The organism is Streptomyces sp. ISL-87 (assembly GCF_018614095.1).
Taxonomy (GTDB): Bacteria; Actinomycetota; Actinomycetes; order Streptomycetales; family Streptomycetaceae; genus Streptomyces.
Map to the genome: position 1 here is coordinate 91,318 of NZ_JAGGOY010000063.1, position 25,951 is coordinate 117,268.

Genomic DNA, 25,951 nt, shown 5'->3' on the forward strand with positions numbered 1-25,951 from the left:
CCCCTGCCGTGAGGCAGGGGCCCTCGCTTTTGCCCGGGACCGTCGGGGCGGTACGGTCAACGGTCAGAGTGTGTACGTCGAGAAGGGCGGAAGGGCGTCGATGGCGATTGCCAAGGCCGAGCGGCTGATGAATCTGGCGCTGTGTCTGCTGGGGACCCGCCGGCCGCTCAGCAAGCGGGAGTTGCGCGGATCCATCGAGGCATACATGGAAGCCGGCAACGACGACTCCTTCAACCGCATGTTCGAGCGCGACAAGGACGATCTGCGCGAACTCGGCCTGGTCATCGAGACGGTGGAGAACCTGGAGGGCGAAACCGGCTACCTGGCCCGCCGGGACAGCAACCGGCTGCCGCCCGTCTCCCTGGACGCCGAGGAGGCCGCCGCCCTGGGGCTCGCGGCGAAGGTCTGGCAGCAGGCCCGCCTCGCGGGCGCGGCCAGCGGAGCCCTGCAGAAGCTGCGCGCCGGCGGGATGCCGGAGGCGGGGGACCCGTACGAGGGCCAGCACAGCGCCATCGAGCCGCGCATCCCGGTCCACGAGGCGGCCTTCGAGCCGCTGATGCTGGCCTGCCGGGACCGCCGGCCGGTGGTCTTCGACTACCGCAAGTCCACCGCCGCGCGGCCCGAGACCCGTCAGGTCGAGCCGTGGGCGCTGGAGTGCTGGCGCGGCCACTGGTACCTGGCCGGCTTCGACCGCGACCGCGGGGCGGAGCGGGTGTTCCGGCTCTCCCGGATCACCGGCAAGGTCCGCTCGCGCGCGGCCAAGTACACCGCCGAGGTGCCGGACGTGGTGACCGTACGGGAGACCGTGGAGAGCTGGGCCGGCGAGACGGCGGACCGCTCCGCGCTGATCCGGCTGCGGGCCGGGGCCGGGTATCCGCTGCGGGCCAAGGCCACCGCCGTGCGCGAGGGCGGGGACGGCTGGGACGAGCTGGAGATCCCGTACGGGCACGGGCTGGACGCCTGGCTGGTGGAGTTCGGTCCCGACGTGGTGGTGCTGGAGCCGGCAGACCTCCGGGCGGACGTGGTGGACCGGCTGCGCGCCGTCGCCAAGGGCTGACCCGGCCGGCTGCCGCCGCCGCACGATCCGCACACCGCTCGCAAGATCCGTACACCGCACCGTCCGCAAGACGTGCCCTGAGGGGGAGACGTACCAGCATGGCTGCCAACGCCATCGACCAGACCCGCCGGATGCTGTCCCTGGTGACGTATCTGCGCGAGCGCCCCGGGGCGCACGTCGCCGACGTGGCGCGCGCCTTCGGGATCACCGAGGACGAGCTGATCTCGGACCTCGACGTGCTGCCCATGTGCGGGACCAGCTTCCGCGGCGGGGACCTGCTCGACATCGACACCGACGGGGAGCGCATCTGGTGGCGCAACCCCGACGCCTCGGGGGAGTCCACGGCCGAGCCGCTGCGGCTGGCGGCCGACGAGGCGACCGCGCTGCTGGTCGCCGCCCGCGCGGTGGCGACCCTGCCCGGACTGCGCGAGAGCGACCGGGACGCCCTGCTGCGTGCGACCGCGAAGCTGGAGGCGGCCGCGGGCGAGGCCGCCGGGGCCAGTTCCCGGCTGTCGGTGACCTTCGAGTCCGAGGGCGGGGTCTTCGCGGACGTAGACCGGGCCATCGCCGAGCGGCGCCGGCTGTGGCTGCGCTACTACTCGCCCGCCCGGGACGAGCTGACCGAGCGCAAGGTCGACCCGATCCGGCTGTTCGCGGTGGGGCACACGTACATGGAGGGGTGGTGCCACCTCTCCGAGGCCCGGCGCACCTTCCGCCTCGACCGGGTGGCCGAGATCCGGCTGCTCGACGAGCGGGCCGAGCCGCCCGCCATCGAGCCGCGCGACCTGTCCGAGGGGCTGGTCCAGCCGGCCGCCGAGGACCCGGAGGTCGTGGTCGAGGTGGGCCCCGGCGGGCGCTGGGTCGCCGAGTACTACCCGCACGACAGCGCCGAGGAGCTGCACGACGGGGGTCTGCGGATCACGCTGCGCAGCCCGGACCCGGCTTCGCTGCGCCGGCTCGCGCTGCGGTTGGGGCGGGAGGGCCGCATCGTGGCCCCCGTGGAGCTGGCGGACAGTGCGCGCCAGGCGGCGCGCGAGGCCCTGGCGGGGTACGGAGAACACGGCTGAGCAGGCCGCACGGCGAGTACGGAGAACAGGGCAGAGGGGAGCGCCGAACGATGTCGCCAACGTATGGGCCGGGGCTGACGGAGGTCACAGGGCGGGCCGGTGCGCCCGCGGGGCGGGCGGGCCGGCCGGCCGGCGGCCCGGCCGGGGGGCCCGTCACCTTCAAGGCGGGCTGTCCCGACTGCGGGGCCCGCTTCGAGCTCCCGTCGGGCGCCCTGCGCCTGGCGATCGGCAGCAGCCCGCGTACCACCTTCTACTCCTTCACCTGTCCCGAGTGCGGCGCCGCGGTCCGCAAACCGGCTGGTGAGCGGATCGTGGAGCTGCTGACCGGTGGCGGCGTGAGCACCCTGCGCAGCCTGTGAGCGGTCCGGTGGCCTAGGCTCGGTCCCATGCTGTGGCCGATGCTCGCAATTGCCCTGGGTTTCCTCGGGGTCGCCGTCCTCTCCGTGCTGGCCCTGCGGGTCTACGTGGAGGTGCGGCGGCTGTCCGGGCAGGTCTCCCGGGCCAGCCGCCGGATCGCCGACGCCTCGGGGGATCTTGAGCGGGCGGCCGAGGACCTGGCCCGTGCCGGGCGGGTCGTACGACCGTAGAAAGTGCGGGGCGGGAGCCGTACTCTCGGACCCCCGGGGTATCCGAGGGGATTGCCGTGCGTTAACCCCGGGGGGTTACGATCCTTGTCAGAGCGGTCACCGGATCTTCGTCCGGAGCCGCCTCCGCCTCCACATCCAGCCGTTTCGGTGAGAAGGAAGACACACATGATCGGCAATCTGAAGCCCCTTGAGATCCTTCTGATCATCGCTGTCATCGTGCTGCTGTTCGGCGCCAAGAAGCTCCCCGAGATGGCCCGCTCCCTCGGCAAGTCGGCCCGCATCCTCAAGAGCGAGGCCAAGGCCATGAAGAAGGACGGCGAGGCGGAGGACGCCGCCGCCGCTCCGGTCGCCGACCAGGCACCGCAGCAGCCCGTCGCCCCGCGCACCATCCAGGCCGCGCCCGGTGACGTCACCAGCTCCCGGCCCGTGAGCGAGCCGAACCGCACCACCCAGGGCTGACCCCAGCCGGTCACGGTCGCGCCAGTCATCTGCAACGAGACAAGGGACGTGGGTTGCTCAAGTCTGCCCGCAAGCAGGAGAAGACGGACAAGGACGCCGAAGGGCGGATGCCCCTTGTCGAGCACCTGCGTGAGCTGAGAAACCGCCTGATGAAGTCGGTCCTGGCGATCATCGTGATCACCGTGGTGGCCGCCTTCTACTACAAGGGCCTCATCGACTTCATGCTGAAGCCGATGCTGGACTCGGTCGGCTGCACCGACGGGGTCGTCTCGCAGCGCAACGGCCGGCCCTGCGCCGACATGACCGTGAACGGCCTCATCGCGCCGTTCTCGATCGCCCTCAAGGTCTCGCTCACCGCGGGCGTCGTGCTCTCCGCCCCGGTGTGGCTGTACCAGCTCTGGGCCTTCACCGCCCCGGGCCTGCACAACCACGAGAAGAAGTACGCGATCAGCTTCGTCGCGGTCGGTGCCCCGCTGTTCGGTGCCGGCGCGGTCCTCGCGTACAAGATCCTTCCGCAGACCGCCACGATCCTGCTCGACTTCACGCCCGAGCACGCACGCAACCTGCTCCCGGTCGACGACTACCTCGACCTGGTCACGCGCATGGTCGTCGTCTTCGGCCTCGCCTTCGAGCTGCCGCTGCTGCTCATCCTGCTCAACTTCACCGGGGTCCTCACCGCGAAGCGGCTGGCGAGCTGGTGGCGGGCGATGGTGCTGGGCATCACGGTCTTCGCCGCGTTCGCGACGCCCACCGGTGACCCGCTCACCATGCTGTCGCTGGCCGCGCCGATCATCACCCTGTACTTCATCGCGCTCGGCATCTGCCTGGTCAACGACCGCAGGCGCAAGCGCAACAACCCCGACGCGGACCTCGATGACGACGAGGCCTCCGAGCTGGACCTCACCCCGGCGCCGATCGGTGCGATCGAAGCCGTGCCCGCCCCGGGCGCGCTGCCCGGGCAGGACGACGGCGGCCGCCAGCGGATCAACGGTTACGACGACGCGACCTGACAGGTACGTTCCGGGGGTGAGCGCTGAGATCACAGACCGTGCTTGCTCCGGATTCGACTCGCGGGTCAACGACCGGGGCAACCGGATGCGGCTGCCCGCCGGCCGGTTCAAGTACGACCTCGCGATGGTCGCGGAACTGGCCGCCTTCAAGCCGTACGGCGGCGGCATGCGCATCTGCGCGGACGCGGTGCCCGACGACGGACTCTTCGACATCACGGTGGTCGGCGACTGCAGCCGCACCACCCTGCTCAAGGTGTTCCCGCGGGTCTAAGGGGGACCCACCTCAGCCACCCGAAGGTGACCCTGGAGGCGGCCGGGATCACCGCCTACGCGGACGGCGAGCCGCTCGGGCCGCTGCCTGTGACGGCCGAGTGCGTACGGGCGGCCGTGCGGCTGCTGGGGTAGGGCGCGCGCAGGTACGCACCCGGAATCCCGCTCCTCTTAAAGATCGCGACTGTTGTCAGAGGCGGCGGGTAGGCTCGACTACAAGATGACCGAAGAACTCTCACCCGCCGAGCGGTACGCCGCTGCCCGGATCCGCGCCGCCGAAGAGGCCACCGCCCTCCACCCCTTCCGGGAGATGTACGAATTCGACCTGGACCCGTACCAGGTCGAGGCCTGCAAGGCACTGGAAGCCGGCAAGGGCGTGCTGGTCGCCGCCCCGACCGGCTCGGGCAAGACGATCGTCGGCGAGTTCGCCGTGCACCTGGCCCTCCAGCAGGGCCGCAAGTGCTTCTACACGACGCCCATCAAGGCCCTGTCGAACCAGAAATACGCCGACCTCGTCAAGCGCTACGGCGCCGCCAAGGTGGGCCTGTTGACCGGCGACAACAGCGTCAACTCCGAGGCGCCGGTGGTGGTGATGACCACCGAGGTGCTCCGCAACATGCTCTACGCGGGCTCGCAGTCGCTGCTCGGCCTCGGCTACGTCGTGATGGACGAGGTGCACTACCTCTCCGACCGGTTCCGGGGAGCCGTCTGGGAGGAAGTGATCATCCACCTCCCCGAGTCGGTGACCCTGGTCTCCCTGTCGGCCACCGTGTCCAACGCCGAGGAGTTCGGCGACTGGCTGGACACCGTGCGCGGGGACACCGAGGTGATCGTCTCCGAGGAGCGGCCCGTCCCGCTGTGGCAGCACGTCATGGCCGGCCGCAAGGTGTACGACCTCTTCGAGGAGGAGTCCGACCACGGAGGCCGCGGCTCCGCCCGCCGGGAGGTAAACCCCGACCTGCTGCGCATGGCCCGCGAGGAGAACAGCCGCACGTACAACCCGAAGGACCGGCGGCGCGGCAAGATGGTCCGCGAGGCCGACCGCGAGCGCGAGCGGCGCTCCCGCGGCCGGATCTGGACCCCGAGCCGCCCCGAGGTGATCGCCCGTCTCGACGGCGAGGACCTGCTCCCCGCGATCAACTTCATCTTCAGCCGGGCCGGCTGCGAGGCCGCCGTCCAGCAGTGCATGTACGCGGGCCTGCGGCTCAACAACGAGGAAGCGCGCCTCCAGGTGCGCGGCATCGTCGAGGAGCGGACCGCCTCCATCCCCACCGAGGACCTGCACGTCCTGGGGTACTACGAGTGGCTCGAAGGCCTGGAGCGGGGCATCGCCGCGCACCACGCCGGAATGCTTCCCACCTTCAAGGAGGTGGTGGAGGAGCTGTTCGTCCGCGGCCTGGTCAAGGCCGTCTTCGCCACCGAGACCCTGGCGCTGGGCATCAACATGCCCGCGCGCACGGTGATCCTGGAGAAGCTGGTCAAGTGGAACGGCGAGCAGCACGCCGACATCACCCCCGGTGAGTACACGCAGCTCACCGGGCGGGCCGGGCGGCGCGGGATCGACATCGAGGGCCACGCGGTCGTGCTGTGGCAGCGCGGCATGGACCCGGTGGCGCTCGCCGGGCTCGCCGGGACGCGTACGTATCCGCTGCGGTCCAGCTTCAAGCCCTCGTACAACATGGCCGTGAACCTGGTCCAGATGTTCGGGCGGCACCGCTCGCGCGAGCTGCTGGAAACCTCCTTCGCGCAGTTCCAGGCCGACCGCTCGGTCGTCGGGATCTCCAAGCAGGTGCAGCGCAACGAGGAGGGCCTGCAGGGCTACCAGGAGGGCATGACCTGCCACCTCGGCAACTTCGAGGAGTACGCGCAGCTGCGCCGCGACCTCAAGGACCGCGAGACGGACCTGGCCAAGCAGGGCGCGGCACAGCGCCGGGCGCAGGCGGCCGGTTCGCTGGAGAAGCTCAAGCCGGGCGACATCATCCACGTGCCGACCGGCAAGTTCGCCGGGCTCGCGCTGGTGCTGGACCCGGGCGTGCCGGGCGGCCGGGTCAACGGGCACCGCGGGTACGAGTACACCGAGGGCCCGCGCCCGCTGGTGCTGACCGTGGAGCGGCAGGTCAAGCGGCTCGCCGCGATCGACTTCCCGGTGCCGGTCGAGGCCATCGAGCGGATGCGGATCCCCAAGACCTTCAACCAGCGCTCCCCGCAGTCCCGTCGGGACCTGGCGTCCCAACTGCGTGCCAAGGCCGGGCACATCGTGCCCGAGCGGCGCGGGCGCGGCCGGGCCGCGGCGGCCGACGACCGGGAGATCACCCGGCTGCGGGCCGAGCTGCGGGCGCACCCCTGCCACGGCTGTGACGAGCGCGAGGACCACGCCCGCTGGGCGGAGCGCTACCACCGGCTGAAGCGGGACACCCAGCAGCTGGAGCGGCGCATCGAGGGCCGGACGAACACCATCGCCCGCACCTTCGACCGGATTCACGCGCTGCTCACCGAGCTGGACTACCTGCGCGAGAATGAGGTCACCGAGCACGGCAAGCGGCTCGCCCGGTTGTACGGGGAGCTCGACCTGCTGGCCTCGGAGTGCCTGCGGGAGGGCATCTGGGAGGGTCTGAGCCCGGCCGAACTGGCCGCCTGCGTCTCGGCGTTGGTGTTCGAGGCGCGGCAGTCCGACGACGCGGTGGCCCCGAAGGTGCCGGGCGGCGCGGCGAAGGCGGCGCTGGGCGAGATGGTCCGGATCTGGGGCCGGCTCGACGCGCTGGAGGAGGAGCACCGCATCAACCAGGCGGAGGGCGTGGGCCAGCGCGAGCCGGACCTCGGCTTCGCGTGGGCGGCGTACCAGTGGGCCTCCGACAAGAGCCTGGACGAGGTGCTGCGCGAGGCGGAGATGCCGGCCGGTGACTTCGTGCGCTGGTGCAAGCAGGTCATCGACGTACTGGGGCAGATCGCGGCCGCGGCTCCGCCTGCCTCGAGTGGGAGCACGGTGGCGAAAAACGCCCGTAAGGCCGTGGAGGCCCTCCTGCGGGGTGTCGTGGCCTACAGCTCCCTCGGCTAGGCGCTTTTGGGGCTTCCTCCAAAGGTGTGGATGGCCGGATCTCATCTCTTGCCATGATCGATTCGGCGTGCGTTGTGCGACGATCGGCCTATGGGTGGGGGAGCGGGCGAGGGAGCGAGACGGGTCGGCCGGCCGCGTGCGGATCAGCGGAGACCTGAGAGCGGCCGGTCGCCGCGGGAGGAACTCCTCTGCGCGGCGGCCGAGCTGTTCACCGTCCAGGGCTACGCGGCCACCACCACACGGTCGGTGGCCGAACGTGCCGGAATGCGCCAGGCCACGATGTACCACTACTTCGGCGGCAAGGAGGAACTCCTCGCCGAACTCCTGGAGTCCACCGTCGCACCCTCGCTGGCGCTGGCCCACGAGCTGTTGGCCGATACCGAACGGCCCGCCGGGCGGCGGCTGTGGGAGCTGTGCCGCTCGGACGTGCTGCTGCTGTGCGGCGGGCCGTACAACCTGGGCGCGCTCTATCTGCTGCCCGAGGTGGGCGGGGCGCGGTTCGCCCGGTTCCACCGGATGCGGCGGCAACTGCGCGACGTCTACCTGGAGTTGCTCGACGGAACCTCCGTCGGGGCGACCCTGGCCGGGGACCGGGCCGGGCTGACCCTGCGCAACGACCTGGTCTTCGGGCTCATAGAGGGCGTCATGCTGATACACCGCTCGGATCCGGCGCGGCCGGTGGAGGCCTTCGCGGAGGCCGCCGCTGACGCGGCGCTGCGGATCGCGGGCGTCGAGGCCTCCTAGAAGGCCCTTGGGGCCTGCCTTCACGCTTGGCCTTCCTCCTTGGCCTTCCTCCTCGGCCTTCCCTCTCGGTCTGTCTCTCAGGTGCCGCTTTCCCAGGCGGCGCGGTCCTGCCAGGCCCGCAGGGTGCGGCGGCTCTCGAACCGGTGGGCGGCGCCGGTCACCGGATCGGTGAACGACAGGACCCGGGCCAGGAGTTGGAGCGGCCGGCGGTAGTCCCGCGGGTCCGGGTCCGTGACGTCCGGGTAGACCGGGTCGCCGAGGATGGGCAGGCCCAGGCTGTTCATGTGCACCCGCAGCTGGTGGGTGCGGCCGGTGTGCGGAGTCAGCCGGTAGCGGCCCACGCCGTCCTTGGCGTCGGCGAGTTCGACGAGGGTTTCGGCATTCGGCTCGGCGCCCGGGATCTCGGCCGCCGCGATCACCCCGCGGGTCTTCTCGATCCGGCTGCGGACGGTGCGGGGGAGGGCGACCCCGGGATCCAGCGGCGCGAGGGCCTCGTACTCCTTGTCGACCTGCCGGTTCTGGAAGAGGAGCTGGTACGCGCCGCGGTCCTCGGGGCGGATGCTGAACATCACCAGTCCCGCCGTCAGCCGGTCCAGCCGGTGCGCGGGGCTCAGGGCGGGCAGGTCCAGCTCCTCGCGGAGCCGGGCCAGCGCGGTCTGCGTGACGTGACTGCCGCGCGGAGTGGTCGCCAGGAAGTGCGGCTTGTCCGCGACCAGGAGGTGCTCGTCGCGGTACACCACGCCGATCGGGAAGGGCACCGGCGGCTCGGCCGGCATGTCCCGGTGGAACCAGAGGTAGCTGCCCGGCTCGTACGGGTCGTCCGGGCGCAGGACCCGCCCGCCCTCGCCGAGCACCCGGCCGGAGCGCAGCAGGCCCGGCATGGTCTCGGCCCCGCGGGTGCCCGCATAGCGCGCCGCGAGGTACGCGCCCAGATCCGGCCACATCCCCTCCGGGTCGGAGGGCAGCCGCAGCCGGACCGGATCGATGCCGGCGAGCTGGGGGAGCGGTGCGGGGGGTATGGGTCTGCGTCTCATCGGGGTCCAGGGTAGGCGCCCCGGCGCGGTGGCCGTCGCGCTACCGCTGGGTGAAGGTGCCCAGGTGCTCGTCGTCCAGGTATTCCACGCGGACCGTGCCGTCGCTGAAGGTCACCCCGGTGCGGCCGACGGCGTTTTCACCGGCCGTCTCGAAGCTGAAGGTGTCCCCGTCGTAGTGGGTGAGCGGGAACCGCATCGGCTTCGGGCCGAGGGAGAGTGTCAGGCCGCCGTCGGGGCTCGCCGTCACGGTGAGCTTCCCGTAGTACGGGTTGTCGTAGGTGCCGGTGTACGCGGCGTTGTCCTGGGCCGGCTTCGCGGAGGCGGGCGGGTGGGCGTAGTCGGTGGAGGAGCGGTCCGCGGAGTCCATCTGGGCGTAGATCGCGCCGGCCAGGGCCAGCCAGTCGGTGGTGGCCTTGCCGTGCTCGGCGAAGTCGAAGAAGTCGAGGGCGACGGCGTCGGCGAGGCCGACCGGTGCGCCGTTGGTGAGGACGACGATGCCGAGCTCTTCCAGGGGGAGCATGGTGACGTTGGTGTTGGCGCCGAGATCGAAGGCGCCGGAGTGGCTGAGGCGGAGCCGGCCGGCCTCGTCGTAGGAGACGTTCCAGCCGAGCCCGTAGAAGCCGGGGGTGCCGTAGGGGGTCGACGGCTGCGACACGATCTCGGGGACGTGGGTGCGGGCGAGGGTGTCGGCGGGGATGATCTTCTGCCCGTCGAGGGCGCCGTCGCCGAGCTGGAGCCGCAGCCAGCGGGACATGTCGCGGGCGGTGGAGCTGACGCCGCCGGCCGGGGCCTGGGCGTCGGCGTCGCGGACGTAGCGGGGGCTCCAGGTGCCGTCGGGGTTCTTGACGTGGGTGGCGGCCTTGTCGGCGGCGCCTTCGAAGGCGGAGAACTCGGTGCTGGTGTGGGTCATGCCGGCGGGCTTGAAGAGGGTGTCCGCGGCGAGCTTCTGCCAGCTGGTGCCCTTGGCGCGGGCGATGGCCTCGGCTGCGGCGGTGAAGCCGAAGTTGGTGTACGCGTAGCTCGCGCGGAACGGGGCGAGGGGCTCCAGGCGCAGGTGGTCGAGGATGTACGCCTGGTCGTAGCCGAGGTCTTCGAGGAGGTCGCCGGCGTGGTCCGGCAGGCCGCTGCGGTGGGAGAACAGGTCGGCGGTGGTGACGTGGTCGGTGACCCAGGGGTCTTTGAGCGTGAAGCCGGGGAGGGGGACGTGCTTGTCCCATTCGCCGGGGTCGGTGAGGGTGCCGGCCACGATGGTGGAGGAGACGGGCTTGGAGAGGGAGGCGATCTGGAACACGGTGTCCGGGTGGACCTTGGCGCTCTCGCCGGTCTTGCGGAGGCCGAAGCCCTCCAGGTAGATCACCTTGTCCTGGTGGACCACGGCGACGGATACGCCGGGGACGCCGGTGCGGGACATCATGCCGGTGATGGTGTCGTCGAGGCGCTTGACGGCCTTGTCGACGGCGGCGTCGGTGAGCTGGGTCTCCGGGGGCGGGGGTGGGCTGGGGGCCGCGATCGCCCCCGTCGTGGTGGCGAGCGCCACGGCCACCCCGGCCACGCCGAGCACGCGGAGCGTACGCATGGGGTCATTGTCCCGCCGGACGGGTGACGGCGCCCTTCGGCACAGTCGGGGCCTTGGGTCAGGCGGCCTGGTCCTGTTCGGCCAGGACCTCGGCGTTCCAGTCGCGCTTGATCGCGCGCCAGCCCTCGTCCGTCTCGCCCAGACGCCAGTAGCCCGAGATCGAGAGCCGCTCGCGCGGGATGCCGCGCTCCAGGCGCAGGTGGCGGCGGAGTTCCTTGACGAAGCCCGCCTCGCCGTGGACGAAGGCGTGGACATCGGAGGAGGGGAACTCCAGCGCGGTGACCGCCTCCACCAGGGCCTCGCCGACCGGGCGGCCGGCGCGGTGCAGCCAGACCGGGACGACGCCGTCCGGAGTGGCGACCTTCTGCTCGTCGTCCGGGCCGTCGATCTCCACGAAGGCGTGCACCCGCGCGCCGGCCGGTATCCGCTCCATCGCCGCGGCGATGGCCGGCAGCGCGCTCTCGTCGCCCGCCAGCAGATGCCAGCCGGCCGACGGCTCCGGGGTGTACGCGCCGCCCGGGCCGAGGAAGCGTACGGTCTCGCCCGGCTGGACGCGGGCCGCCCAGGGGCCGGCCAGGCCCTCGTCCCCGTGGACCACGAAGTCGAGGGTCAGCTCCTGGTGCGCAGGGTCCCAGCACCGGACGGTGTACGCCCGCTGGCGCGGCCATTCCCCGCGGGGGTGGGCCGAGCGGATCTCGTCCAGGTCCCACGGCTCCGCGTACCGCACGCCCTCGGGGGCGAAGAGGACCTTGACGTAGTGGTCGGTGAACTCGCCCGCGCCGAACCCGGCCAGGCCCTCACCGCCCAGCACCAGCCGCACCATGTGCGGCGACAGCCGCTCGGTGCGTACGACGACGGCGGTGCCGACCTTACGAGCGCGTCCTTCTGCCACGGCGTCTCCCCGATTCCGCTGAAACTTAGGATTACCTAAGTTAGCACCTCAGGGGCGTAGCGCGCTGCTCAGGCGCGACGCCGCTCCGCTCAGACCCCACCGGTGAGCCAGCGCATCAACCAGCTCGGGCTGCGCCGGCGTCGCAGGCAGTGCCGGGTCGAACTGCGGCAGCGGGACGTCCGAGGCGACCTGGACCACCTTGGGGGCCACCGCCAGATATGGCCGGGACTCGTGCAGGCGCTTGCGCTGGGCCGGGGTCAGCCTGGACCTCGGGTCGTCGATCGCCGCGATGATCCCGTCGAGGGTGCCGTAGGCGTCGAGCAGCTTGGCCGCCGTCTTTTCCCCGATGCCCGGGACGCCCGGCAGGCCGTCGCTCGGGTCCCCGCGCAGCAGCGCCAGATCCGCGTACCCGGGGCCGTCGACCCCGTACTTCTCGCGCAGCCACGCCTCGTCCGTCACCTGGAGGGTGCCCACGCCCTTGAGCGGGTACAGCACGCGCCGCTGCTTGGCGTCGTCCACCAGCTGGTAGAGGTCCCGGTCACCGGTGACGATGTCCACCGGGCCGGTGGCCCGCGCGGTCAGGGTCCCGATCACATCGTCCGCCTCGTACCCGGCGACGCCCACGCGAGCGATCCCGAAGGCGTCCAGCGCCGCCTCGATGATCGGCACCTGCGGGGCCAGGGTGTCGGGGATCTCCTCCACGTCCGGGCCGGTCTCGGTCTCCACCGCGACCCGGTGGGCCTTGTAGGACGGGATCAGCTCCACCCGCCACTGCGGCCGCCAGTCGGCGTCCATGCAGGCCACCAGATCGTCCGGGTGATGGTCCTGGACCAGCCGCCCGATGAAGTCGAGCAGCCCGCGCACGGCGTTCACCGGGGTGCCGTCCGGGGCCTTCACGGAGTCCGGCACACCGAAATAGGCGCGGAAGTAGAGGGAGGCGGTGTCCAGGAGCATCAGGCGTCGTGTCGTCACGGTGACGATGATGCCGCAGCGCCGTCGGGGACCGCTGACGCCGACCGGGAACGCCGTGCGCGCGAAACCCGGGGCAGTTGCTGCGTAAGGTGCTTACAGCACACCGATGTGCGACGGACAAGGGGAGGGCAGCCCCGAAATGAACGGCAGGGACGGCACCGACGACAAGGAACGGGACAAGGACGCCAAGGAACCGCTCCGGGTGGGTGTGGCCGTGCGCAAACGGCGCCGCGCGCTCCATCTCACCCTCGCCGCCGTATCGGCGCGCAGCGGCCTCTCGGTTCCTTTCCTCAGCCAGATAGAGAACGAGCGGGCCCGGCCCAGCATGCGCTCCCTCGAACGGGTCGCGGACGCGCTGGAGACCACGGCCGTGGAACTGCTGGCCGCCTCCGACACCGCGCGCACGGTGGACCTCGTACGGGCCGGCGACGAGTCCGGGCTGCTGCCGGTCCCGGGCGTACGTCCCCTGGTGCGCGGACACCACCAGCTGCACGCTCTGGAGTTCACCGGGGACCAGGACGCCGGCCGCGAGTACCAGCACCGCAACGACGAGCTGATGTACGTGGTCTCGGGCGCCTGCCAGGTGGAGGCCGAGGGACGGGCGTACCGGCTGGAGAGCGGGGACGCGCTGTTCCTGTCGGGAGGCGTACGGCACCGCTGGCGGGCCGTCACGGAGGACACCCGGATCCTGGTCGTGGCGGTCGGCGACCACATCCACGCGACCTCCGAGCCACCCTCGCCGGGGCAGTGAGCCGGATCCGGGTCGTTTCACTGGTGCCGTCGCTGACCGAGGCCGTCGCGGTGAGCGCGCCGGGGCTGCTGGTCGGGGTCACGGACTGGTGCACCCACCCCGCCGGTCTGGGGGGCGCGGTGCGGGTCGGGGGTACGAAGAACCCCGATGTACGGGCGATCGTGGGGCTGCGCCCCGACCTGGTGATCGCCAACGAGGAGGAGAACCGGGCGCCGGACCTGGCGGAGCTGCGGGCGGCCGGTGTGGAGGTGCTGGTCACCGAGATCCGGGACCTGCCGCAGGCGCTGCGCGAGCTGGACCGGGTGCTGGTGGGGGCCCTGGGGCTGGCGAGGCCGGGGTGGCTGGCGGACGCGGAGGCCGTGTGGGCCCGGGTGGAACCGGCGGGGGAGCTGCGGGCGTTCGTACCGGTGTGGCGGCGGCCGTGGATGGTGCTGGGCCGGGACACCTTCGCGGGGGACCTGCTGGCGCGGCTGGGGGTGCGCAATGTGTACGCCGGGCACGCGGAGCGGTATCCGCGGGTACCGGTGGAGGAGCTGGCCGCCGCCGACTGCGACCTGGTGGTGCTGCCGGACGAGCCGTACCGCTTCACGGCCGAGGACGGGCCGGAGGCCTTCCCGGGGCTGCCCGCCGCGCTGGTCAGCGGGCGGCACCTGACCTGGTACGGGCCCTCCCTGGCGGAGGCACCGGCGGTACTGGCGGCGGCCCTGCGCGCGGCGGGCTGAGCGACTGCCCATACCCTGCGGGGATGCGCATCGGAAGATCACTCGTCCTGCTCGCGGCGACGGCCCTGCTGGCCGGTGCCTGTGCGGGGCGGTCGGCCGAACCCGGATCCCGGGGCGGGGCCGAACCCGGATCCCGGGGCGGGGCTGACCCGGCCGCCGGGGCCTCGGCCGGGGCTGCCGGGAGCGGGCGGTTCGGGTCTGCCGAGCTTCAGGGGCGGTGGTGGACCTGGGCTGCCTCCAGCCCACGGCGTTCCAACCCGGTGGTGGACCGGCTCCAGGCCGGCTGATCCGGCCCGGCCGGACCGCTAGCCGCTAGCGGGGGGCGGCGAGCAGGCGGCCGGTGGAGAGACCGCGCAGGGTGTGGGCGGCGGCCAGGAGCCAGGTAGTGAGCAGGGTGAGGAACAGGGCCGCGGCCAGCCAGGCGAAGGCGGTCAGCCCCGTGTGGCGGGCCAGCCCGGCGGCGCCGGTGACGCAGGTGCCGACGGGGAATGTCAGGGCCCACCAGGTCATGGCGAAGCCCATGCCGTTACGGGCGGCCCGGACCAGCATGGCCGCGGCGAGCGCCAGCCAGAGGAGCGCGAAGCCCATGACGGGTACCCCGTAGACGACCGCGAAGGCGCCGAGCGCTCCGGCGTAGGGGGCGCCGATCGACTGCGGGGCCATGTCCGCGAGCTGGTTCACGGCGGTGGTGGACTGGCCGAGGGGGCCCAGGACCAGGAACAGGGTCGGGGTGAGGGCCAGGGGGAGGGGGCCGCTCATGATGAGGCGGCCGAAGACCAGCGGGAGCATCAGCAGGGTGGCCAGCAGGCTGATGCCGAACATGGCGTAGCAGGCCAGCAGCATCGTCTCGCGGGGCTGGCCCTCGGGCAGGTGCGGTATCAGCAGGGGGCCCAGGGCGGCGGAGACCATCGGGGCGACCAGCGGGAGCAGCCAGACGGGGGTGGCCTGGTGGGGCTCGACCTTGTGGCGGACCACCATGAGGTAGGGCACCGCCACGGCCATGACCAGGCCTATCGCGGTTCCGGCGGTGAAGAGCACGGCGTCCGCGGCGACGGCGGCGGGCTCGCCGATCAGGTCCTTGCCGACGATGAGGGTGCCGCCGCCGACGGCCAGCAGAGCCATCGCCAGGCAGCCGTAGAAGGGGGCGACCGCGGGGTCGAGGAGGTGGGCGCGGGCCTGGTCGCGGTGGTGGAGCCAGTGCCCGGCGCGGGCTGTGAGCAGCACGGCGAGGGCGGCTGCGGATAGCGCCCAGACCAGCTGGCAGGCCACGCGCTGGCCCGGCAGCTGGTACGGGAGGGTCGCGCCGGCGTTGGCGACGATCGCCGTGCCCATGACGGAGGCGTACCAGTTGGGGCCGAGGTGCCGGAGGGCCTTGTGGGCGCGGGGGGCGGACTCGGTGGTGGTGCGGGGTCGAACCAGGGTGGTGGCCATGGGTCCAGCCTCGCGGCGGGGCGGTCCGGGAGGCAGAGGTCATCTTCCTATGAGGGCATAAACTGCATTTATGGGTAACGAGGAGTGGGTACCGCTGGCGCACCGGGTGCCTGACCTTGGCGCGCTGGAGCTGCTGCTCGCGGTCGCGCGGGTCGGCAGCCTGAGCGGGGCCGCCCGTCGGCTGGGCATCACCCAGCCGGCGGCAAGCAGCCGGATCCGGGCGATGGAGACCCGGCTCGGGGTGGCGCTGGTGGACCGGTCACCGCGGGGCTCGACCCTCACGGCGGAAGGCGCGCTGGTCACGGACTGGGCGCGGCGGGTGGTGGAGGCGGCGGAGGCGTTCGACGCGGGCGCGCAGGCGCTGCGGGGGCGGCGTGACTCGCGGCTGCGGGTGGCGGCCAGTATGACGATCGCGGAGTACCTGCTGCCCGGGTGGCTGATCGCGCTGCGGGGGCAGCGGCCGGGTACGGCGGTGTCGCTGCACGCCGGGAACTCGACGGTGGTCTCCGAACGGGTGCTCGCGCACGAGGCGGACCTCGGGTTCGTGGAGGGGCTGTCCGTGCCGGAGGGGCTGGACTCGGCGGTGATCGCGCAGGACCGGCTGGTCGTGGCGGTGGCGCCGGGGCACGCGTGGGCGCGGCGGACGCGGGGTGTGTCGGCGGAGGAGCTGGCGGCGACCCCGCTGATCCTGCGGGAGCGGGGGTCGGGGACGCGGCAGGTACTGGACGCCGCGCTGGCGGGGTGCGGGGGGCTGGCGGAGCCGCTGCTGGAGCTGGCGTCGACCACCGCGGTGAAGTCGGCGGCGTTGAGCGGGGCGGGGCCGTGTGTCCTGTCGGAGCTGGCGGTGGGGGATGAGCTGGCGGCGCGCCGGCTGGTGGCCGTGCCGGTGGGTGGGGCGCGGCTGGACCGGGCATTGCGGGCCGTGTGGCCCACCGGGTCCCGGCCGGCCGGCCCGGCGCGGGATTTGCTGTCGCTGACGCGGGCCCCTGCCTGAACCCTGGCCGGGGGGTGGGCCGGGGTCAGGCGGGGCGGGGTGTGCCGGAGCGTGTGCGGCGCCGTTGCGGGGGCTCTGCCCCCGCGCCTCAAACGCCGGCGGGGCTGAGGGTGCTGGCGGCGGGGCTGAGGGTGCCGGCGGGGCTGAGGGTGCCGGCGGGGCTGAGGGTGCTGCCGGCGGGGCTGATGGTGCCGGGTGTGGTTGCGAGGGTGGATTCGGCGGCCGCTTCGATCAGGGAGGCCATGACGCGGGTGTCCTTGTCGCGTTCCGGGTGCCATTGGACGCCCAGGACCCAGCGGTCGGGGTCGGGGAGTTCGATGGCCTCCACCGTGCCGTCCACCGCGTGGGCCGAGACGATCAGGCCGTCGCCCAGGCGGTCCACCGCCTGGTGATGGTACGTCGGGACGTCCGCCTCCTCCGGGACCAGCGCGGCGTAGCGGGTGCCCGGGACCGGGCGGACCGGGTGCCAGGAGGTGATGCCCGGTGTTTCGACGTGGCCTTCGATGTGCTGGTGCAGTGTTCCGCCCAGGGCCACGTTCAGCGCCTGCATGCCCCGGCAGATGCCGAGTAGCGGGGTGCCGGACTCCAGCGCGGCCTCGATCAGGGCCAGTTCCCAGTGGTCGCGGACGGTGGCCGGGGCTCCCGTGCGGGGGTCGCGGGCGGCGCCGTAGTGGACCGGGTCCACGTCCGGGCCGCCCGCGACGACCAGGCCGTCCAGTCGGCTCAACACCTCCGCCGCCGTCCCGGATTCGTCCGGCGGGAGCAGCACGGCCGCGCCGCCCGCCGCCTGGACGAGTTCGTAATACCCGCTGGGCACGAGGGACGTCGGGAGGTGCCATACCCCGTATCGGGTGGATTCCTCGACGTAGGTGGTGATGCCGATGAGCGGCCTGGGCACGGTTTCTACCTCCAGGGGGGAGCAGGGTCGCGTCGGGACACGTGGGGCAAAGGATTTCAGTCGCGGGACAGTTCCGCCTCGGCTTCCGCGAGGGCCGCGAACTCCTCCTCGGGCGCGGAGGCCACCAGGTGGTGCCGACTGTAGATCGCGAAGTAGGCGAGGGCGACGGCGTACACGGCCAGTGCGATGAATGCCGCGTCCTTGTCCACCAGGAAGGTGGCGACCAGAGCCGACAGGGCCAACGCGAACGCCACCGAGGAGGTGACGATGCCGCCGGGGGTGCGGTAGGGGCGGGGGAGGCCGGGCTCCCGCTTGCGGAGCACGATGTGCGAGAGGGCCATCAGGGCGTAGGAGATGGTCGCGCCGAACACGGCGATGTTGAGCATGCGCGGGCCGTTTCCGGTGGCCGCAGCGAGGGCGAAGCCGATGGCGCCGGGGATCAGCAGGCCAAGGTACGGGGCCTTCCGCTTCGAGGTGAGGGAGAGGAAGCGCGGCAGGTAGCCCGCCCGGGACAGGGCGAACAACTGGCGCGAGCCGGCGTAGATGAGGGAGAAGAACGAGGCCACCAGGCCGGCCAGACCCGCGTAGTTGACGAAGGTCTTCAGCCAGGACAGGCCGGGGTCGCCCTCCAGGGCGACGACGAGCGGATTGCCGGCGTCCTTGATGGCGTCCGCGCCACGGGCGCCGGTGGAGGCGAGGAAGGTGATCAGCGCGAGCAGGATCAGGATGCCCATCGAGATCGACAGGGCCCGCGGCATCGAGCGCACCGGGTCCTTGGCCTCCTCCGCCGCCAGCGGTACGCCCTCGACGCCGAGGAAGAACCACATGCCGAAGGGGAAGGCGGCCCAGATGCCGAGGACGCCCAGCGGCAGCCAGGAGCTGGACCCGAAGGCGGTGGTGTCCACGGCGATGTCGTCGAGGTTGGACGCGTCGAATCCGGTGAAGGCGCCGACCGCGAAGACGATCAGCGCGAGCACGGCGACGGCGGTGACGACGAGGGAGAAGCGCAGGGCCTCGCCCACGCCCCACAGGTGGATGCCTATGAAGATCGCGAAGCAGGCGAGGTAGACCGGCCAGCCCGAGGTGAGGCCGAAGAGGTTCAGGGATTCGACGTAGTCGCCGATGAAGATGGCGATAGCGGCGGGGGCGAGGATGTACTCGATGAGGATCGCGGTGCCCGTCAGGAAGCCGCCCCAGGTGCCGAGCGCCCGGCGGGCGAAGCCGTAGCCGCCGCCCGCCGTCGGCAGGATCGCGGACAGCTCCGCGAGGGAGAAGACCAGGCAGGCGTACATTGCCCCCATCAGCACGGTGGCGACCGCGAGGCCGCCGAATCCGCCCTGGGCGAGGCCTACGTTCCAGCCGGAGAAGTCCCCGGAGACGACGTACGCGACGCCGAGGCCGGTGAGCAGCAGCCAGCCGGCGCTGCCCCGGCGCAACGTGCGCCGCTCCAGGTAGCCGTCGCCGCCTTCGGGGGACTTGGTGGGTTCGGGCACGGCTGCCGGCCGTGCCCCGATGTCGTCGGCCATGTGCGCTCCTGCCTCAGGCACTGCAATGGTTGTGAGGCGTACCTTTGCGTCAGGAGAGTGGAATGCGCAAGACCCCCGCGTTAAACAGCGGTTACGAAAACCTCCCGGACGTAAGAGGGCAGGCGCCTCGCGAGCCGCCGCGGGGGCCGGCTCGGGAGCCGCCACAGGAGCCGCTCCTCAGGCCAGGAACCCCCGCAGCAGCGCGGCCGTTCCGCAGCAGTGCTCGCGCATCGTCTCGCGGGCCGCCGCCGCGTCCCGCTCCAGTACCGCCTCGACCAGAGCGGTGTGCTGCTGCTGCGAGTGCTCCAGGTTGCGCACCAGCAGCGGGATGCAGTCCAGCAGGTCGTTCACGGTGGCCCGGACGGCCGCGTACTGGGCCGTCAGGGTGGCGGATCCGGCGAGCTCGCACAGGGTGAGGTGGAAGAGGGTGTCCTGGCGGCGGTAGTCGGCGAGCGGGGCGTCGTGGGTGGCGCCGAGCGCGCCGAGCAGCCGCTCGGAGTCCTCCTCGGTCAGCCCCTGGGAGGCGCACAGGCCGGCCGCGCCCACCTCCAGGACCTCCCGGAACCGCAGGGCGTCCTCGATGTCCACACCGGCGACGCGCCGCCGGAGCTCCTCCTCGGCCCCGCCGGCCGGGGTGTCGGGGCGTGGCAGCACAAACGTTCCGCCGTACCGCCCGCGCCGGGCCTCCACCAGGCCCTGGTCCTGGAGTACCTTCAGCACCTCGCGCAGCGTGACCCGGCTGATCCCCATCCGCTCGGCCAACTCGCGCTCGGGCGGAAGCCGTTCACCGCCGGGCACCAGGCCCAGCCGGACCACCTGGAGGATCTGCTCCAGCGCCTCCTCGAAACCGTTGCCCGCCCGTACCTGCCGCAGTACGGGATTCAGCCGCGCGATCGCGCCGCCTTCGCTCGCCGTATCGGTCATCTCGGCTCCTCCCCTTCCCAAGCAATGGTTCTATTCAATACCTTAGGCCCACTCGGCTCACCGAAGGAGAGATTCCCGTGGTAGACCGCAAGCCGCCGCTCGCGCCCGAGGAGCTCCGCGCCCTCGTCGCCAGCGGTGAGATCGACACAGTGGTCCTGGCCTTCCCCGACATGCAGGGGCGCCTCCAGGGCAAGCGGTTCGCCGCACAGTTCTTCCTGGACGAGGTCCTCGCGCACGGCACCGAGGGCTGCAACTACCTCCTGGCCGTCGACACCGACATGAACACCGTCGACGGATACGAGATGTCCTCCTGGGACCGGGGCTACGGCGACTTCGCCATGCACCCCGACCTCGCCACCCTGCGCCGCATCCCCTGGAACCCCGGCAGCGCCTTCATCCTGGCCGACCTCGCCTGGAACGACGGCACGCCCGTCGTCGCCGCCCCCCGGCAGATCCTGCGCCGCCAGCTGGAGCGCCTCGCCGAGCACGGGTACACCGCCATGGTCGGCACCGAGCTGGAGTTCATGGTCTTCCAGGACACCTACGAGCAGGCCTGGAACGCCAACTACCGCGGCCTGACCCCCGCCAACCAGTACAACATCGACTACTCCGTCCTCGGTACCGGCCGGATCGAGCCGCTGCTGCGCCGTATCCGCAACGAGATGCAGGCCGCGGGCCTGATCGTGGAGTCGGCGAAGGGGGAGTGCAACCTCGGCCAGCACGAGATCGCCTTCCGCTACGACGAGGCGCTGACCACCTGTGACCAGCACTCCGTCTACAAGACGGGGGCGAAGGAGATCGCCGCCCAGGAGGGCGTCTCGCTCACCTTCATGGCCAAGTACGACGAGCGCGAGGGCAACTCCTGCCACATCCACCTCTCGCTCAACGACACCGACGGACGCAACGTGATGGCCGGGGACGGACCGGACGCCCACGGTGGAATGTCACCGGTGATGCGCCACTTCCTGGCCGGCCAACTGGCCGCGCTGCGCGACTTCTCCCTTCTCTACGCCCCGAACATCAACTCGTACAAGCGTTTCCGGCCGGGATCCTTCGCGCCGACCGCGGTCGCCTGGGGCGTGGACAACCGGACCTGCGCCCTGCGAGTGGTCGGCCACGGCCGCTCCATGCGCTTCGAGAACCGCCTCCCCGGCGGCGACGTCAACCCGTACCTCGCCGTCTCCGGCCTGGTCGCGGCCGGGCTCTACGGCATCGAGAACCGCCTGGAGCTCCCCGAGGCCTGCGCGGGCAACGCGTACACCGCCGACTTCGCGCACGTCCCCACCACCCTGCGCGAGGCCGCGGAGCTCTGGGAGAACAGCGAGATCGCCAAGGCCGCCTTCGGCCCCGAGGTGGTCGCCCACTACCGGAACATGGCCCGCGTGGAACTCGACGCGTACGACTCCGCGGTCACCGACTGGGAGCTGCGCCGCTCCTTCGAACGCCTCTAGGGGTGTCCGGCGGATCATGGCCGGGCCCGACCTGATCCGCCGGATACCCCCTGGCCCGTCCTCACCACCCCGCAACCGATCACCTGAGAGGCACCACGTGTCCGATGCGCTGGAAGTGCTGAATCCGGCCACCGAGGAAATCGTCGCCACCGTCCCGGCCGCCACACGGGACGATGTCGACGCCGCCGTCGCACGGGCCACCGCGGCCCAGCGCGGCTGGGCCGCGGCCGCCCCCGCCGACCGGGCCCGGCTGCTGCGCCGCTTCGCGGCCGTGGTCGACGGGCACATCGAGGAACTGGCCCGGCTGGAGGTCCGCGAGGCCGGGCACACCATCGGCAACGCCCGCTGGGAAGCCGGCAACGTACGCGACCTGCTGGACTTCGCCGCCGGGGGAGTGGAACGGCTCTCCGGCCGCCAGATCCCCGTCGCCGGCGGCATCGACGTCACCTTCCTCGAACCCCTCGGCGTCATCGGCGTGATCGCCCCGTGGAACTTCCCCATGCCGATCGCCGCCTGGGGCCTGGCCCCGGCGCTGGCCGCGGGCAACGCCGTCATCCTCAAGCCCGCCGAGATCACCCCGCTCACCGCGCTGCGCCTCGCCGAACTCGCCCTCGAAGCCGGGATCCCCGAGCACCTCTTCCAGGTGCTCCCCGGCCGGGGCGACGTGGCGGGCGACGCGCTGGTCGAGCACCCCGGAGTCGCGAAGATCGTCTTCACCGGCTCCACCCGGGTCGGCAAGCAGATCATGGCCAAGTGCGCCGACCGGGTGAAGCGGGTCACCCTCGAACTCGGCGGCAAGAGCCCCAACATCGTCTTCGCCGACGCCGACCTGGAAGCCGCCGCGGCGGCGGCACCGATGGCCTTCCTCGACAACACCGGCCAGGACTGCTGCGCCCGTACGCGGATCCTCGTACAGCGCTCGGCGTACGAACGGTTCCTGGAACTGGTCGCACCGGGGATCGAGGGCGTGGTCGTCGGGGACCCGGCCGACGAGAAGACGCAGATGGGGCCGCTGATCTCGCGGGTGCAACTGGACCGCGTACGGTCGTACGTCACCGATGACCTCGCCGTGATCCGGGGCGCCGCGCCCGAGGGCCCCGGCTTCTGGTACCCGCCGACCCTCGTCACGGACGTCGCCCCCACCGCGCCCGTGGCCGCCGAGGAGGTCTTCGGCCCGGTAGCCGTCGTCCTGCCCTTCGAGGACGAGGAGGACGCCGTACGCCTGGCCAACGCGACCGAGTACGGCCTCTCCGGCTCCCTCTGGACCCGCGACATCGGCCGGGCGCTGCGCGTCTCGCGCGCCGTCGCCGCGGGCAACCTGTCCGTCAACTCCCACAGCAGCGTCCGCTACTGGACGCCCTTCGGCGGATACAAGCAGTCCGGACTCGGCCGCGAGCTCGGACCCGACGCCCTCACCGCTTTCACCGAGACCAAGAACGTCTTCATCAGCACGGAGGCCTGAACCCAATGAGCACTGACTCCACCGAAGAGATCGTCTGCCGCCGCCTGGTCGGCCGCACCGCCGTCATCACCGGAGCCGGCAGCGGCATCGGCCTCGCCACCGCCCGCCGCCTGGCCTCCGAGGGCGCCAACCTCGTCTGCGGCGACATCGACGAGACGGCCGGCAAGGCCGCGGCCGAGGAGGTCGGCGGCACGTTCGTGAAGGTCGACGTCACCAGCCCGGAGGAGGTCGAGGCCCTCTTCAAGACCGCCTACGACACCTACGGCTCGGTCGGCATCGCCTTCAACAACGCGGGCATCTCGCCCCCGGACGACGACTCCATCCTCACCACGGGCCTGGAGGCCTGGAAGCGCGTCCAGGACGTCAACCTGACCTCCGTCTACCTGTGCTGCAAGGCCGCCCTGCCCTACATGCAGCGCCAGGGCCGCGGCTCGATCATCAACACCGCGTCCTTCGTGGCCATCATGGGCGCCGCCACCTCCCAGATCTCGTACACCGCCTCCAAGGGCGGAGTCCTGGCCATGTCCCGCGAGCTCGGAGTGCAGTTCGCCCGCGAGGGCATCCGCGTCAACGCCCTCTGCCCGGGGCCGGTCAACACCCCGCTGCTCCAGGAGCTGTTCGCCAAGGACCCGGAGCGGGCGGCCCGGCGCCTCGTGCACATTCCGCTGGGCCGGTTCGCCGAGCCCACCGAGATCGCCGCCGCCGTGGCCTTCCTGGCCAGCGACGACTCCTCCTTCATCAACGCCACCGACTTCCTCGTCGACGGCGGTATCTCCGGCGCGTACGTCACGCCCCTGTAGGGCGGCGCACACAGCGTTCACCCGTACTCCATCCCCCCGACAGCCGGGCGTCGCACGACGCCCGGCTGTCGTGCCCTAGTGCCGTGGCCGGAAAGGTTCACCGGGTCGCGACGCTCCCCCAGCTACNNCCTCCGCCTTGCGATGCACCGCACCGGACGCCGCGGCCCGGCAAACCTTTCCGGCCACAGCACTAGCATCCGAGATGATCTTCGTACGACATCAGGAGCGTCCACCTCAGTGACCCGACTCACCACGACCCGACTCACCACCACGCGGCGGCTCCAGGCCGTCGCCGCCGCCGTGGTGATATCCGCCGGCACGCTCGCCGGCACACTCGCCGCCACCGCGCCCGCCGCCCAGGCGGCCCCCGGCGCCCACTGCGCCACCCCGCGGCTCGCGGCCGGCTGGTACGGGGAGAACCAGGCCCGGCTCCAGCAGCTGATCGACGAGTACGGCGCCTGCAACCCGTACCGCCCCAACCGCGCGAAGCCCGTCGCCGTCTTCGACTGGGACAACACCGTCGTCAAGAACGACGTCGGCGACGCCACCATGTTCTGGCTGCTCCGCAACGGCAGGATCCGTCAGCCCGCCGCCGGGGACTGGTCCACCACCAGCCGCCACCTCACCCCGGCCGCCGCCCGGGCCCTGGCCGACGCCTGCGGCACGCTCGCCCGCCCGGGCGCCCCGCTGCCCACCGGCACCGCCGAGGGCGCCGACTGCGCCGACGAGGTCAACGCGGTCTACGGGACCGCCGCGACCCGCACCGGCGCCGCCGCCTTCGCCGGCTGGGACCACCGCACGACCGAACCCGCGTACGCCTGGCTGCCCCAGCTGATGCAGGGCTGGACCGCCCGCGAGATCCGCGGCTTCGCGGCCGCCGCCCGCACCGAGAACCTGGCCGCGCCGGTCGGCACCAAGCAGCAGGTCGGCACCGGCACGGCCACCGGCTGGGTCCGCTACTACGACCAGCAGAAGGACCTGATCGGCGGCCTCCAGAAGGCCGGCTTCGACGTGTGGATCAGCTCGGCCTCGCCGCAGCCGGTCGTCGAGGTGTGGGCCCAGGGCGTCGGCGTCGGCGCGGACCACGTCATCGGCATCCGCAACACGACCTCGCGCGGCGGGAAGTTCACCGCACACCTCCAGGGCTGCGGGTCGGTGAAGGACGGCGCCGACACGATGATCACGTACATCGACGGCAAGCGCTGCTGGATCAACAAGGAGATCTTCGGCGTCCGCGGCGCGGCAGCCGAGAAGGTCCAGCCGGTCGCCCGCCGCCAGGTGTTCGCCGCCGGGGACTCCGACACCGACATCTCGTTCCTGCGCGACGCGACCGCCCTGCGGCTCGTGGTGAACCGGAACAAGAACGAGCTGATGTGCCGCGCCTACGACAACAGCGACGGCAAGTGGATCGTGAACCCGATGTTCATCGAGCCGAAGAAGCAGAAGGCCACGCCGTACCCGTGCGCCACGACGGGCTACGTCGACCACGACGGCACGCCGGGCCCCGTCCGCCGGGGCGACGCGAGCGTCATCCCGGACCAGACGGACTCGGTCTACTAGGCGTGTTCTAAAAGTTGCGCCGGGCGCCCGGAGGGCGCGGCCACCAGGCGTCGCGGGCCAGGCGGGACTCTTACAACTTGGTGCGCGATTGCCTGGGGCAACGCGTTCGGGCGGAGCGGGACTATCGGACGTGCTGGGTAAGGCCGAACAGAGCGCCGGTGGGATCGCGCATGACCACGTCTCTGTTGGAGTCCTGGCGAACTTCGGTCGCACCGAGCTGTCGGGCCCGCTTGACGTCGGCGGTGGGTCTGTTGCTGGCGAAACTGACCAGCCAGAGTGATCGCTGCGCCGTTGGTTTCCCTGGCGGCTTGCCGGTGGCGGCGATGGAGTTGTCCGGCAACCGGAACTCGGTGTGCTGGGGGTTGGAGTTCCAGTGCAGTGCTGGTCGGTAGAAGGCGGCGGCATGCGCGGAGTGGTCAGTGAGAAGGCTGATGCGGGCGAAGGTCCCCGGTTCGTGGTTCAGCTGCATGCCGTCATGGGTTCCGGGCTGCCAGAGTGACAGTGGTGCGCCTACGGGGTCGATCGTGACGGCGGCGTGGCCGAGCGTCCCGACTTGGGTTGGTGGCACGATGATCTGGGCGCCCAGGTTCGTGAAGCGGGTGGCGGTGGCTTGGACGTCCGACACGGTGACGTTGGTCGTCCAGTAGGGTGCGCCTACGTCCTCGGCCGGCCCCAGGGCGGCGACGAGATGTCCGCGCAGCTGTACAGA

At 72.0% G+C, this 25,951-nt stretch carries 25 protein-coding genes and 1 pseudogene; 17 read left to right on the plus strand and 9 right to left on the minus strand.

Going from position 1 to position 25,951, the window contains the following annotated elements:
• The first annotated feature begins 100 nt into the window (after positions 1 to 100).
• From J7I97_RS23820 to J7I97_RS23860, 9 genes and pseudogenes are all read left to right on the plus strand, one after another.
• Positions 101 to 1,057, plus strand: coding sequence for a YafY family protein (locus J7I97_RS23820; protein WP_214938213.1), 957 nt, complete (start codon positions 101 to 103; stop codon positions 1,055 to 1,057).
• Positions 1,058 to 1,155: 98 nt separating this feature from the next.
• Positions 1,156 to 2,124 (plus strand): YafY family protein, encoded by a 969-nt coding sequence (locus J7I97_RS23825; RefSeq protein WP_214938215.1) that lies wholly within the window; start codon positions 1,156 to 1,158, stop codon positions 2,122 to 2,124.
• A gap of 50 nt (positions 2,125 to 2,174) precedes the next feature.
• Positions 2,175 to 2,483, plus strand: a complete 309-nt coding sequence (locus J7I97_RS23830) for a phage terminase large subunit family protein (RefSeq protein ID WP_214938217.1) — start codon at positions 2,175 to 2,177, stop codon at positions 2,481 to 2,483.
• 27 nt (positions 2,484 to 2,510) lie between these two features.
• Positions 2,511 to 2,711: a hypothetical protein gene (locus J7I97_RS23835; RefSeq protein WP_214938220.1), complete on the plus strand. Its 201-nt coding sequence runs from the start codon at positions 2,511 to 2,513 to the stop codon at positions 2,709 to 2,711.
• A 165-nt stretch (positions 2,712 to 2,876) separates the two neighbouring features.
• Positions 2,877 to 3,170, plus strand: a complete 294-nt coding sequence (gene tatA / locus J7I97_RS23840) for a Sec-independent protein translocase subunit TatA (protein ID WP_037793597.1) — start codon at positions 2,877 to 2,879, stop codon at positions 3,168 to 3,170.
• Positions 3,171 to 3,223: 53 nt separating this feature from the next.
• A complete protein-coding gene (gene tatC / locus J7I97_RS23845) occupies positions 3,224 to 4,180 on the plus strand; it encodes a twin-arginine translocase subunit TatC (protein ID WP_214938222.1) in 957 nt (318 codons plus the stop codon).
• A gap of 46 nt (positions 4,181 to 4,226) precedes the next feature.
• Positions 4,227 to 4,585, plus strand: a pseudogene (locus tag J7I97_RS23850) (sphingosine kinase); the annotation flags it as partial.
• Between the two features lie 85 nt (positions 4,586 to 4,670).
• Positions 4,671 to 7,505: an RNA helicase gene (locus J7I97_RS23855; RefSeq protein ID WP_214938224.1), complete on the plus strand. Its 2,835-nt coding sequence runs from the start codon at positions 4,671 to 4,673 to the stop codon at positions 7,503 to 7,505.
• 90 nt (positions 7,506 to 7,595) lie between these two features.
• The gene (locus J7I97_RS23860; RefSeq protein WP_214938226.1) at positions 7,596 to 8,249 is read left to right on the plus strand and encodes a TetR/AcrR family transcriptional regulator; all 654 of its coding nucleotides are present in this window, start codon (positions 7,596 to 7,598) and stop codon (positions 8,247 to 8,249) included.
• Positions 8,250 to 8,326: 77 nt separating this feature from the next.
• On the opposite strand, the gene J7I97_RS23865 is transcribed toward J7I97_RS23860, so the two are convergent.
• Genes J7I97_RS23865 through J7I97_RS23880 form a run of 4 tightly spaced genes read right to left on the minus strand, consistent with a single transcriptional unit; the run spans position 8,327 to position 12,705 of the window.
• Positions 8,327 to 9,283, minus strand: a complete 957-nt coding sequence (locus J7I97_RS23865; protein ID WP_214938228.1) for an RluA family pseudouridine synthase — start codon at positions 9,281 to 9,283, stop codon at positions 8,327 to 8,329.
• Positions 9,284 to 9,323: 40 nt separating this feature from the next.
• Complete coding sequence (locus J7I97_RS23870) at positions 9,324 to 10,859, minus strand: serine hydrolase (RefSeq protein ID WP_214938230.1); 1,536 nt, start codon at positions 10,857 to 10,859, stop codon at positions 9,324 to 9,326.
• A 58-nt stretch (positions 10,860 to 10,917) separates the two neighbouring features.
• Positions 10,918 to 11,751, minus strand: coding sequence for a siderophore-interacting protein (locus J7I97_RS23875; RefSeq protein ID WP_214938233.1), 834 nt, complete (start codon positions 11,749 to 11,751; stop codon positions 10,918 to 10,920).
• 48 nt (positions 11,752 to 11,799) lie between these two features.
• Complete coding sequence (locus J7I97_RS23880; RefSeq protein WP_214938371.1) at positions 11,800 to 12,705, minus strand: 5'-3' exonuclease; 906 nt, start codon at positions 12,703 to 12,705, stop codon at positions 11,800 to 11,802.
• Between the two features lie 157 nt (positions 12,706 to 12,862).
• Between J7I97_RS23880 and J7I97_RS23885 the strand changes: the two genes are divergently transcribed.
• The 3 genes from J7I97_RS23885 to J7I97_RS23895 are packed head-to-tail and all read left to right on the plus strand — an operon-like array spanning position 12,863 to position 14,483.
• Entirely contained in the window at positions 12,863 to 13,474 is a 612-nt protein-coding gene (locus J7I97_RS23885) for a helix-turn-helix domain-containing protein (protein ID WP_214938235.1), read from the plus strand.
• 5 nt (positions 13,475 to 13,479) lie between these two features.
• Complete coding sequence (locus J7I97_RS23890) at positions 13,480 to 14,196, plus strand: helical backbone metal receptor (protein ID WP_214938373.1); 717 nt, start codon at positions 13,480 to 13,482, stop codon at positions 14,194 to 14,196.
• Between the two features lie 23 nt (positions 14,197 to 14,219).
• Positions 14,220 to 14,483 (plus strand): hypothetical protein, encoded by a 264-nt coding sequence (locus tag J7I97_RS23895; protein ID WP_214938236.1) that lies wholly within the window; start codon positions 14,220 to 14,222, stop codon positions 14,481 to 14,483.
• Positions 14,484 to 14,508: 25 nt separating this feature from the next.
• Here the strand turns inward: J7I97_RS23895 and J7I97_RS23900 are convergent, their stop codons facing one another.
• The gene (locus J7I97_RS23900) at positions 14,509 to 15,627 is read right to left on the minus strand and encodes a TDT family transporter (RefSeq protein ID WP_214938238.1); all 1,119 of its coding nucleotides are present in this window, start codon (positions 15,625 to 15,627) and stop codon (positions 14,509 to 14,511) included.
• Between the two features lie 70 nt (positions 15,628 to 15,697).
• Between J7I97_RS23900 and J7I97_RS23905 the strand changes: the two genes are divergently transcribed.
• Positions 15,698 to 16,621: a LysR family transcriptional regulator gene (locus J7I97_RS23905; protein WP_214938240.1), complete on the plus strand. Its 924-nt coding sequence runs from the start codon at positions 15,698 to 15,700 to the stop codon at positions 16,619 to 16,621.
• Between the two features lie 88 nt (positions 16,622 to 16,709).
• On the opposite strand, the gene J7I97_RS23910 is transcribed toward J7I97_RS23905, so the two are convergent.
• The 3 genes from J7I97_RS23910 to J7I97_RS23920 form a co-directional block, all read right to left on the minus strand.
• Positions 16,710 to 17,519 (minus strand): gamma-glutamyl-gamma-aminobutyrate hydrolase family protein, encoded by an 810-nt coding sequence (locus J7I97_RS23910; protein WP_214938242.1) that lies wholly within the window; start codon positions 17,517 to 17,519, stop codon positions 16,710 to 16,712.
• A gap of 56 nt (positions 17,520 to 17,575) precedes the next feature.
• The gene (eat, locus tag J7I97_RS23915; RefSeq protein ID WP_251059107.1) at positions 17,576 to 19,045 is read right to left on the minus strand and encodes an ethanolamine permease; all 1,470 of its coding nucleotides are present in this window, start codon (positions 19,043 to 19,045) and stop codon (positions 17,576 to 17,578) included.
• Between the two features lie 177 nt (positions 19,046 to 19,222).
• The gene (locus tag J7I97_RS23920; protein ID WP_214938244.1) at positions 19,223 to 19,969 is read right to left on the minus strand and encodes a FadR/GntR family transcriptional regulator; all 747 of its coding nucleotides are present in this window, start codon (positions 19,967 to 19,969) and stop codon (positions 19,223 to 19,225) included.
• 77 nt (positions 19,970 to 20,046) lie between these two features.
• Here J7I97_RS23920 and J7I97_RS23925 point away from each other — a divergent pair, with 77 nt between their 5' ends.
• From J7I97_RS23925 to J7I97_RS23940, 4 genes are all read left to right on the plus strand, one after another.
• The gene (locus tag J7I97_RS23925) at positions 20,047 to 21,420 is read left to right on the plus strand and encodes a glutamine synthetase family protein (RefSeq protein WP_214938246.1); all 1,374 of its coding nucleotides are present in this window, start codon (positions 20,047 to 20,049) and stop codon (positions 21,418 to 21,420) included.
• A 97-nt stretch (positions 21,421 to 21,517) separates the two neighbouring features.
• Positions 21,518 to 22,882 carry an aldehyde dehydrogenase gene (locus J7I97_RS23930; protein WP_214938248.1) on the plus strand — a complete coding sequence of 455 codons (1,365 nt, stop codon included), beginning with the start codon at positions 21,518 to 21,520 and terminating at the stop codon, positions 22,880 to 22,882.
• A gap of 5 nt (positions 22,883 to 22,887) precedes the next feature.
• Entirely contained in the window at positions 22,888 to 23,682 is a 795-nt protein-coding gene (locus J7I97_RS23935) for a 3-oxoacyl-ACP reductase (RefSeq protein WP_214938250.1), read from the plus strand.
• Between the two features lie 237 nt (positions 23,683 to 23,919).
• Complete coding sequence (locus J7I97_RS23940) at positions 23,920 to 25,242, plus strand: haloacid dehalogenase-like hydrolase (RefSeq protein WP_308369205.1); 1,323 nt, start codon at positions 23,920 to 23,922, stop codon at positions 25,240 to 25,242.
• Between the two features lie 121 nt (positions 25,243 to 25,363).
• Here the strand turns inward: J7I97_RS23940 and J7I97_RS23945 are convergent, their stop codons facing one another.
• Positions 25,364 to 25,867, minus strand: a complete 504-nt coding sequence (locus J7I97_RS23945; protein WP_214938254.1) for a VOC family protein — start codon at positions 25,865 to 25,867, stop codon at positions 25,364 to 25,366.
• Between the last annotated feature and the right edge of the window lie 84 nt (positions 25,868 to 25,951).